This is a genomic window from Enterococcus sp. VV15, from assembly GCF_005236045.1.
GTDB lineage: Bacteria > Bacillota > Bacilli > Lactobacillales > Enterococcaceae > Enterococcus_B > Enterococcus_B durans.
This window is the reverse complement of sequence record NZ_QPTY01000011.1, coordinates 61,936-70,962: the sequence shown is the minus strand read 5'-3', so window position 1 is coordinate 70,962 and position 9,027 is coordinate 61,936. Positions and strand designations below refer to the sequence as shown.

Annotated in this window: 12 protein-coding genes and 1 pseudogene; 8 read left to right on the top strand and 5 right to left on the bottom strand. The window is 34.0% G+C overall.

Features of this window, described 5'->3' with window-relative positions:
• Positions 1 to 72: 72 nt before the first annotated feature.
• Positions 73 to 264 carry a hypothetical protein gene (locus DVW83_RS06015; RefSeq protein WP_137239121.1) on the bottom strand — a complete coding sequence of 64 codons (192 nt, stop codon included), beginning with the start codon at positions 262 to 264 and terminating at the stop codon, positions 73 to 75.
• A 168-nt stretch (positions 265 to 432) separates the two neighbouring features.
• Between DVW83_RS06015 and DVW83_RS06010 the strand changes: the two are divergent.
• Positions 433 to 900, top strand: a pseudogene (locus DVW83_RS06010) (ArpU family transcriptional regulator).
• A gap of 272 nt (positions 901 to 1,172) precedes the next feature.
• Here DVW83_RS06010 and DVW83_RS06005 read toward each other — a convergent pair.
• Entirely contained in the window at positions 1,173 to 1,424 is a 252-nt protein-coding gene (locus tag DVW83_RS06005) for a hypothetical protein (protein ID WP_104661063.1), read from the bottom strand.
• Positions 1,425 to 1,696: 272 nt separating this feature from the next.
• On the opposite strand from DVW83_RS06005, the gene lptC reads away from it, so the two are divergent.
• The 4 genes from lptC (at position 1,697) to DVW83_RS05990 (ending at position 3,546) form a co-directional block, all read left to right on the top strand.
• Complete coding sequence (gene lptC, locus DVW83_RS06000; protein WP_104661064.1) at positions 1,697 to 2,080, top strand: LPS export ABC transporter periplasmic protein LptC; 384 nt, start codon at positions 1,697 to 1,699, stop codon at positions 2,078 to 2,080.
• Positions 2,077 to 2,415, top strand: coding sequence for an HNH endonuclease (locus DVW83_RS05995; RefSeq protein WP_104661065.1), 339 nt, complete (start codon positions 2,077 to 2,079; stop codon positions 2,413 to 2,415). Before lptC ends, DVW83_RS05995 begins: the two co-directional genes overlap by 4 nt.
• The gene (locus DVW83_RS15150; RefSeq protein ID WP_151048264.1) at positions 2,360 to 2,593 is read left to right on the top strand and encodes a hypothetical protein; all 234 of its coding nucleotides are present in this window, start codon (positions 2,360 to 2,362) and stop codon (positions 2,591 to 2,593) included. The genes DVW83_RS05995 and DVW83_RS15150 overlap by 56 nt, the downstream gene beginning before the upstream one ends.
• A 182-nt stretch (positions 2,594 to 2,775) precedes the next feature.
• Positions 2,776 to 3,546 (top strand): Abi family protein, encoded by a 771-nt coding sequence (locus tag DVW83_RS05990; protein ID WP_224784476.1) that lies wholly within the window; start codon positions 2,776 to 2,778, stop codon positions 3,544 to 3,546.
• Between the two features lie 602 nt (positions 3,547 to 4,148).
• Here the strand turns inward: DVW83_RS05990 and DVW83_RS05985 are convergent.
• Together DVW83_RS05985 and DVW83_RS15200 are read right to left on the bottom strand one after the other, a co-directional pair.
• Positions 4,149 to 4,328 (bottom strand): tyrosine-type recombinase/integrase, encoded by a 180-nt coding sequence (locus tag DVW83_RS05985; RefSeq protein WP_224784477.1) that lies wholly within the window; start codon positions 4,326 to 4,328, stop codon positions 4,149 to 4,151.
• 142 nt (positions 4,329 to 4,470) lie between these two features.
• Entirely contained in the window at positions 4,471 to 4,641 is a 171-nt protein-coding gene (locus tag DVW83_RS15200) for a hypothetical protein (RefSeq protein WP_167592072.1), read from the bottom strand.
• Positions 4,642 to 5,189: 548 nt separating this feature from the next.
• Between DVW83_RS15200 and asnB the strand changes: the two genes are divergently transcribed.
• On the top strand, positions 5,190 to 7,085 hold the full coding sequence (gene asnB / locus DVW83_RS05980) for an asparagine synthase (glutamine-hydrolyzing) (protein WP_104661066.1): 1,896 nt from the start codon (positions 5,190 to 5,192) through the stop codon (positions 7,083 to 7,085).
• 154 nt (positions 7,086 to 7,239) lie between these two features.
• On the opposite strand, the gene DVW83_RS05975 is transcribed toward asnB, so the two are convergent.
• On the bottom strand, positions 7,240 to 7,701 hold the full coding sequence (locus tag DVW83_RS05975; protein ID WP_104661067.1) for a DUF2188 domain-containing protein: 462 nt from the start codon (positions 7,699 to 7,701) through the stop codon (positions 7,240 to 7,242).
• A gap of 230 nt (positions 7,702 to 7,931) precedes the next feature.
• On the opposite strand from DVW83_RS05975, the gene rpmG reads away from it, so the two are divergent.
• Both rpmG and DVW83_RS05965 read left to right on the top strand, forming a co-directional pair.
• Positions 7,932 to 8,096 carry a 50S ribosomal protein L33 gene (gene rpmG / locus DVW83_RS05970; protein WP_002320810.1) on the top strand — a complete coding sequence of 55 codons (165 nt, stop codon included), beginning with the start codon at positions 7,932 to 7,934 and terminating at the stop codon, positions 8,094 to 8,096.
• Positions 8,097 to 8,253: 157 nt separating this feature from the next.
• Positions 8,254 to 8,760: a dihydrofolate reductase gene (locus DVW83_RS05965; RefSeq protein ID WP_104661068.1), complete on the top strand. Its 507-nt coding sequence runs from the start codon at positions 8,254 to 8,256 to the stop codon at positions 8,758 to 8,760.
• The last annotated feature ends 267 nt before the right edge of the window (positions 8,761 to 9,027 follow it).

Sequence of the window (9,027 nt, the reverse complement as noted above, 5' to 3'; positions counted from 1 at the left end):
TTGTGGTTAAAAACATTGTACCGTAAAAGGGCTGTTACATGGCCTTTTATCTTTTACACAATTATATGGACTTTATCTTGAAAAAATTTGTGCGACATTTTTTTTACCATAAACTAAAATAAGTGAAAGTATTCCTGTAATGGTTAAAGAAAAAATACTTATAATTGCAGGAGCAAATAGCAATCCTAAAAATCCAATGGAAACAATGATAGCACCAATTATTGCTTTGGTTAAATCTACTTTTCTACCCAGTATATTATTCATTATAGTAACTCCTAATAGTTAAATTTTTGTAATCAACTAAGTATAGCTTTAAATAGTCAATAGTCAATGTTTTTTATTATGCTTATTGAAAAATAAAAAAAGCCGGATTCCTCCGACTAAGAATAATATTTCTGACACAAGTATTATATCATATTTGGGGGAATCAGGATGGTACTTTTCGATGTGAAGAAGTATGAGACACCAGAAGTAAAAGATGTGGATATGGAACGCACAAAATATAATGTCGCTGTATTTCTTTCAGCATATCTATCAGCAAGGTGCAGAGCAGGACAACCACGCGAACCAAAAGTAACATCATCTTTTTCTTTGGTTCCGCCGTCTACGGTAAACAGTACGTTTGAAGCGGAACAGTTGCTGATAGACAAGGAGGAAGCGTGGGAAAAGTTCGCATATCTGCATAAATTGTTTATTAGAGGTTATGCATCAATCTAACATGCACATAAGCCAGATATTACAGAGAGAAGAAGAAAGATCTTCTACGATCGCTATATCTACGGAAATGCCATCTTTGGGGTAGAAGAAAGAAACAATTTGAGCGAAGAGACAGTGAAGCAGGAATCGAATATCATTATTATCCAATTCGCTTTAGCATTAGAACTGATTGCTTTTAAGTAGCCAGTTTTTACACTTTTTATACCAGTCATATACCTGTAAAAAGAGTTATTATGATAGTGTCGAAAGATTAAGAAAAGGACTTCGACAAAATAAATGAAGGAAGGAAATCTCCCTCATCGTTGTAATTAAGCTTTAACAGACAGCAACAAATAAACTAAAGGATGTGGGGGTCAGCTCCTACAAACAATAGTTCATATGTTGCTGTCTATTATTTTTACTTATACCTATTTAAAATTTCTATTTTCACCTAGTCGATACACATAGAATGAAACTCAAAAAACAAATTGGAAACCATATTTTTCTACAGATGCTTTGCGTTCTCTAGCTTTAATTGTATCGAAGTTAAAGTGATCGTATACTTCTTTAGTTGCGCCAAGAGCATATTGACCATATTGGATATTCTCATCTTTGTATTGAACTATATTAAGAATTTTCCACCCATGGTCTAGAAGCTCGTTCACATATTTTTCTTCTTTTGTATCAACTAAAAAAGATATTACGCGATAAGTATCTGTATAATCCATTTAATCATCCTTAATTTTTTATTTCAGCGGACCACTCGCTGATAGATAAAATTAAGGGTGATTTTTTTACAATGAAATAAAAGTCGATTTTAGTTATTAATAAATACACTTTTTGAACATGCACGTTAGCGAGTTTGGGTTTTCGGTGATCCCAAGTTACCAGTTAACAAAGACCGAAAAGAATTATAACTGTATCTCGTTGATGAGGTGTAGTTTCTATATACTAGATCACTCGATGAGTGATTTTTTTGTTTTGAAAGGAGAGAATCAAAATGGCAATGACTAAAATTAGAACATCAATCACAGGAACAGAATATTGGGATTCAGAAAAGAAAAAGACTGTTGTAATTCCGAAAGGTCAAGAACCTAACTTTGAAGTAACGGAAGAAAAAGGAATATCAAGTGATAGTAAAACCTTTGTGGCTGTCAATGGTGAACTCATAGTCAATAGAAATGAAAATCTTGATAGTGAAAACATTACTGTTGACTTTGACGAAGACGAAGTTACTAACGATCAGACTGTTGAAGTAACGGATGAACTGGATAACATGACTGCAAAAGAATTGCGTGCATATGCTAAGAAACATGGTATTGATATTCCAGGTGCTATCCGTACGAAAGGCGACATCTTGAATCTTATTCGTGAAGCAGAATGAAGTACTGTCAGTTTGACGGATGCACGAACAAGATAGCAAAGGGAATCTATTGTACCGAACACAAACGATCAAGTAAATCACGCAAGAAGAAGCAACAAGCTAAGACTGTTTATCATCACGAGAACAAACCATTCTATCGAATGCAAGCATGGAAAGATGTTGCAGATTTTGTTTACGAAAGAGAAGGTGGACACTGTCAACGATGTGGAAGGTTTGTCTTTGGGAAGCTAGCGCACAGGCATCATGTAATACCTATCAAAAAAAATAAATTGCTTAGTCTTGATCCAAACAATATTCGTTTATTGTGTCCAAGTCCAAGGATGTTCTTATACTAAAGAAATAGAGTTTTTAGAGCAGTTTAAGAACGCCGCACAAGGTTTAGTGAATGCCATTCCAACTGGGGAATTAACAAGACTAAGAATTACCATTAACTATTTAAATGGTAAGACACAAGAGTATGCAACATTTTCTAAACAAGAAATCCAAGTAACGCAACGGACCATGAACCATTAAAAATCTTAATAGAAAAAAGAGGGGTAGCCGAAAATTCGGCTACCTTTTGTGATGAAAAAAGGTGGAAGATATTTTCATTGATTACTATATATTTTTCTCTGTTTCTTCATAAGCCTTTTTGTTACAATATTCATAAAGTTATATGTATATGACTGGTTAGATGAGCAAAGGAGATAAATATAATGAGTTCATCTATAGGTGAAATGTTAGGAGATTCAGCCAGACACCAAGTTTTGAATACAATTGAGACAGAAGAACAAAAAAATTTTAAGAAACAACACCCTAAGTGTACACCAAACCAGCTGATTGAAAAGATGAGTAGTAAAGGCATTGAATTCAATTTGATGACAAAAGAAGAAGCTAAAAAAAGAATTACTGAAAATACATATTATTTTAAGGCTGGGGTATATCGCCACAATTTTAACAAAGATAAAGATGGTAAGTATGTTAATTTAGACTTTGCTTACTTAGATGATTTGGCTATTTTAGATATGCGTTTTCGAAAAATATTACTAAATATGTCATTAGATTTAGAGCATTCTCTTAAAACGTTAGTAAACTCTGTTGTAACTATGGATAAATTTGAAGATGGTTATCAAATAGTACAAGATTTTTCAGTTGCGTATAATTTTGATCTCAATAATATGTACGGATCTTATGGTAAAAGAACACATTATTTAAACCCCGTGAAAAACAAACATAGTAGTTGTACCTCACTCTGGGTTTTGCTTGAATTGATGTCTTTTGGAGAGTTATCAAAATTCCTAGAATTTTATTATGAAAGAACAAAAATTCAGAAAAAAAGATTCGTATATCCATCTAGACTAATACGTTACGCCAAAAATGTACGAAATGCGGCTGCTCATAACAACCCAATAATATTAAATTTTTCTGGAATGAAAACATCTCTCCTGATCCTAAAATTATGCAGAATAATAACAAAATGGGATTGAACAAAGCTTTGTGTAGGAATCCTAGAGTAAACGATATTTTGTGTTTGTTTTTTCTACATGATATGTATTGTAGCGTAGGTGTTAAAAAGCATTTGATTGTAGAATTAGAAGCTTTTAAAGAGAGGTGCGAAAAAAAATCAGATTATTATGTGAATAATGAGCACCTTAAAGAAGCGTTCAAAAATTTAGCGCTACTAATTGACTATTATAAAAATAAGTGATACTCTGTGTATGAGTAAAAAAGAGGTAATACTCTCTGCACTCTAGTAGCTTTGAGCAACTAGGTGTTAATTTAGACTTAATCAATGTTGGCGTACACAATAATTTATTTTTTAAAATTACTGTTAATGGGCGCCAACAAAAAAGAGCCTTGTAACCCCAGGGCTCTTTTTTTATGTTTTACTAAATGCTTAATTTGCCCCACGTTAGATGAAGATTTTTATACTGCAATTCCACTGCATTTGAGTAAAACAAATAGAAAATTCAATAAGCTGTTTTTACCGAAATAGCCTTATTTCATTAGTTTTTAAAACTCTATATAAGCTTCTTAAATGTTTTATTGATTCCTGTACCTTCTTTTTCTTTGTGTGAATACGTTCTGCTTAAATATCAATATATTTTGCGAATTGCGCTGCTATTTCTTCTTTTCTTTTGTCTGTAATATGAATATATAGATCCATAGTGATTTGAATAGAAGAGTGGCCTAAATGCTCTTGCACATCTTTAATATTTGCACCAGATTCTAAAAGCAAACTAGCATGTGTATGTCTAAAACCAGAAATGGTTCGCTTAAGATTCTTTTGCTTGATGACTACTGGTTCTGCTAATCGCTCCTATAAAGTAAGAATTAAAAAAATCCAGAAGTCTAATTGACAACTGGATTTTCCTAGTAGATTTATACATCTGATATTAACGAAGAAAGGTTTAATTTCCGTTGTAATTTCCATCTTTGCTGAACAAATAATAGACTAACATTCCCAAACCGATCAGAGCAATGATATTTCCTACAATTGGGACCCATTTGGCATATTCACCTGCTAACATAAGTATCGCACCACCAACAAACATGAAGCCAGCTGCTAATAAATTTTTCATTTAGTTAACCTCCATTCTTGTTGTTTATTTGTATTGCAATAAATAATCTTCGTTTGATATGTCTTAAAAAGGCTAAGCGTAGATTTTTTATTCTATTGTACATTGGCCAACTACTCAGAGCAAAAATTTTATACCAAATTGTCAGGATTCGAACCAACGAGCTATTGAGTAAAAGTTCGTCTAACTCAGCTAATATAGAAGGTGTGAAAAATTACTTTTTCAGTGTCCAAAATCGGAGTAGATCAATTTGAAAGCTGATGCATAAATCATGCGAGATATTGAATTGTCATAGATGTAAATTATACTCATGATTAAGTAACAAGAATTATTTTTAAAACCTGGAATAAAAGATAGCGCCGTAGCAAAAAAAGTGGTAAATTAGTTGACGAGCCTTCTTTTTTTTATAAGATAAATGTAAGGTTTCAATTTATTTTCATGTGACGAAAATGTAAGGGTGTAATTACTCGTTTTATGCATGTTTACTATGATAAGATGCACATGAACGGATAGTAATAAGTGTAACTATTTATTTAGGATGTGAAAAATAGATGTGCGGAATTGTAGGATTTGTTAATAACAAAGATAATAAAAAAGCAATAGTGAATGCAATGATGGATCGAATCGTTCATCGAGGACCAAATAGTGCTGGAGAATATATTGATCAATCTGTTGCTTTGGGTTTTAGACGTTTGAGTATCATTGACTTGGAAGGCGGTTCACAGCCTATTTATAATGAAGATCGTACGAAAATCATTATTTTCAATGGTGAAATTTACAATTACCAACCTTTGAGAGAAGAATTGATCAAGGCAGGGCATATTTTCCAAACCCATGCAGATACAGAAGTATTGTTGCATGGATATGAAGAATGGGGTACTGATCTTTTACAAAAAGTACGTGGGATGTTCGCATTTGCTATTTGGGATAATGAAAAAAATGAATTATTTGGTGCACGTGACCATTTTGGTATCAAGCCTTATTATTATGCTGAAATGAATGGAACATTCATGTTTGGATCAGAAATAAAGAGTTTTTTACCACATCCAGATTTCAAAAAAGAATTAAATAAATCAGCGTTGAAACCATATATGACTTTCCAATATTCACCATTGAATGGCGAAACATTTTTCAAGGGTGTCCACCGCTTACCAGAAGGCCATTATTTTACGTATAAAGATGGACAACTGGATATTCAACAATATTGGGATGCCGACTTTGAAACAAAAGGAGAGCATTCAAGACAAGAATGGATCGACAAGATTGATGAAACAGTGCAGTCTTCTATTGCAGCACATAAAATAAGCGATGTAGAAGTCGGTTCATTTTTATCTAGTGGTGTTGATTCTAGTTATGTGACTTCAGTGCTTAAACCAGATCATTCGTTTTCTATTGGCTTTGATGACAAGACTTATAACGAAGCAATCGAAGCGAGAAAGTTGACTGAGCGTTTGGATCTAGACAATACCGCAGCTGTGATCGATGGCGATATGTCTTTCAAGGCTTTTCCTTTGATCCAGTATCATTTAGATGAACCTGATTCAAATCCTTCATGTGTGCCGCTCTATTTTTTAGCAAATCTAGCATCGCAAAGTGTGAGAGTTGTCCAATCTGGTGAAGGCGCAGATGAACTATTTGCTGGCTACCAAACGTATGGATTCCATACTAATTCAAAATTTATTCGTGTAATTGCGCAAGGATTGAAAAAATTGCCTAAAGGAACAAGATATAATCTTGGCCGTAAAATTGGAAAAATGAAAAATTTCCATGGGAGAATCCATTTATATGAATCTCTAGCACCTGCTAAAGAGTATTTTATCGGGCATGCACGTGTATTTGAAGAAGCGGAAGCTGCAGATATTTTAACTGATGATTTCCAACAAGCACCAACAGTCAAGGATATTATGGATGCTCATTATGCGAACACAGATAAAATTGCTGATGAGGTCAATAAAATGCAATATGTCGATCTTCATCAATGGATGCCGAAGGATATCTTGCTGAAAGCTGATAAACTTTCAATGGCAAGTTCTCTGGAAGTCCGAGTGCCTTTATTGGATATCGAAGTCATGAAACTGGCGCAACAGATTCCAAGTAAATATCTGTTGAATCAAAACAACACGAAAGATGTTTTCCGCCAAGCAGCGAATAAGCATTTACCAGAAGAATGGTCGAACCGAGTGAAATTAGGCTTCCCTGTACCAATCAAAGCTTGGTTAAAAGAAGACCATGGCTATCGACAAGTAAAAGAATTATTTGAAGCAGATTTTGCGAAAGAATTCTTTGATCAAGAAAAAATCATGAAGTTGTTGAATGATCATTATGAAGGCCGTAAAGAAGAACAACGGAAAATTTGGACGATTTTTAGCTTTTTGACTTGGTACAACGTGTTCTTTGTTGAAGAAACAGTTCCTCAAGCAGAAGCAATTGATTATGTAACTGTCTGAAGCTAAGTTTTTTTCTGACAATTATTCAAAGTGAAAGGGAGAGATAAAAGTAAGATTACTTTTATCTCTCCCGTTTTACTCAATGATATCCAACTGATGGGGTTGAATTCTCCCCATCCACGTATAGTAAAAAATCAAGGTGTGTCGGTTGGTGTTAATTCTTTTCAGAAGAATAGCTGATTTCTTTTTCTTTGCTGTCATCTTTTTTGTAGATAGTCAAAGTTGTTTTTTTATTTTGAGCGATCTCTTTGCCTTTTTCAATGGCTTCTTTTTTTGTTGCAAAGCGTTGACTTGCTTTTTTTGCGCCATCTGATATGACGATCCATTGATCCTCTTCAAATCTGACATTCACATTGGCATTGATCAACTCTGATGTTCGTGAATTTTTTTCGTGTTTATCTGTTTTAGAGGGATTTTTTTCTTCTGAAAATTCTTTTTTCTCTGATTTGTCAGCATTTTCATACCATTCCTTTGCCTGTTTGATCGCAATAGGGATTGCTCGGTCATCTGGATATCCATCAGCTAATAACGCATTGCCGATAGCAATGGCTTTTTTTCGGACAAGTTCTTCTAGGTTTTTCATTGAAGGTGGGTAGTCTGTCATATTCCATGGCATGAATGTTTCCTCCTTTAAATGATCGTATTCTTCTTTTTGTGTTTCCTTCTATAATCCATAGTGTAAACGTAAGCTATAAAAAAGAAAAAGAATTTGTTTACGGGGTCATAACTTATTCTTTCTTCGTCAAGTAAATTTACTTAACAAATTTCAGGAAAAGGCTAGTAATCTGGTGGAAATCATGGTAAGATAGTCAAGTCTGAGAGTCATCTTAGAGGATTCTAGTAAAAATGGGAGGGAAAAACATGCGCGTAAACATTACTTTAGAATGTACTTCTTGTAAAGAACGTAACTATTTGACAAGCAAAAACAAACGTAACAACCCTGATCGTTTGGAAAAACAAAAATATTGCCCACGCGAACGTAAAGTTACTTTACACCGTGAAACTAAATAAGCATAAATAAAGCTCTTGTTCATATGGATATAATGGATAAGACTTAGCAAAAAAGGACTGGACATCTGAGGATGATTCAGTCTTTTTTGCTTAATAACTGGTTATTTTTTCGATAAATGTGTATGCTTTTTATAGCATACCGGAGAGGATGAGACAGATGTTTATTTCAATGTGGGCACAAGATAGAAATGGGTTGATCGGCAAAGATGGGTTACTTCCATGGAAATTGCCTAATGATATGCGTTTTTTTAGAGAACATACAATGAATAGAATATTGGTGATGGGGAGAAAAACCTACGAAGGCATGGGAAAATTGTCCTTACCCTACCGAAAGATTATCGTCTTAACAAGCCAAGCTGATTTTAAAGTAGAAGAGAACGCAGAAGTGATGCATTCAATTGAAGAACTACTTGCGTATGCGAAGAATTGTTCAGAGGATATTTATGTATCAGGTGGTAGTCGGATTTTTCAGGAATTATTACCAGAAACTGGGATTATTTGGCGTACATTGATTGATGCTACCTTTGAAGGAGATACATTTATCGGCGAGATCGATTTTTCCGATTTTGACCTAGTGGAAGAACATGTGGGTATAGTTGATGAAGAAAATCAGTATCCTCATCGTTTTCAGAAATGGAAAAGACGAGTGGCGGAGGCTGAATGAGGCTGGGACAAAAGTGTTTCTTACTTTTGTCCCACGCTCATCATGTTTAAAATGCCTAATAGAACATGCGCAGTATTGAAGTATTTTTATCAAAGATGAAAAAAATTGATTTTGATGCGTAACAGAAAAACCAAATTTTGTATCTTTCTTTGAGCGATCATCTGAAATTGTTTGATTTTGATCCTATAAACGAACGATCATTTGAGAAAAAGCAATAGGCTAATTGATTTTGAAAAAAATAGAAAAAGAGCCTTGGACCAATGGGAT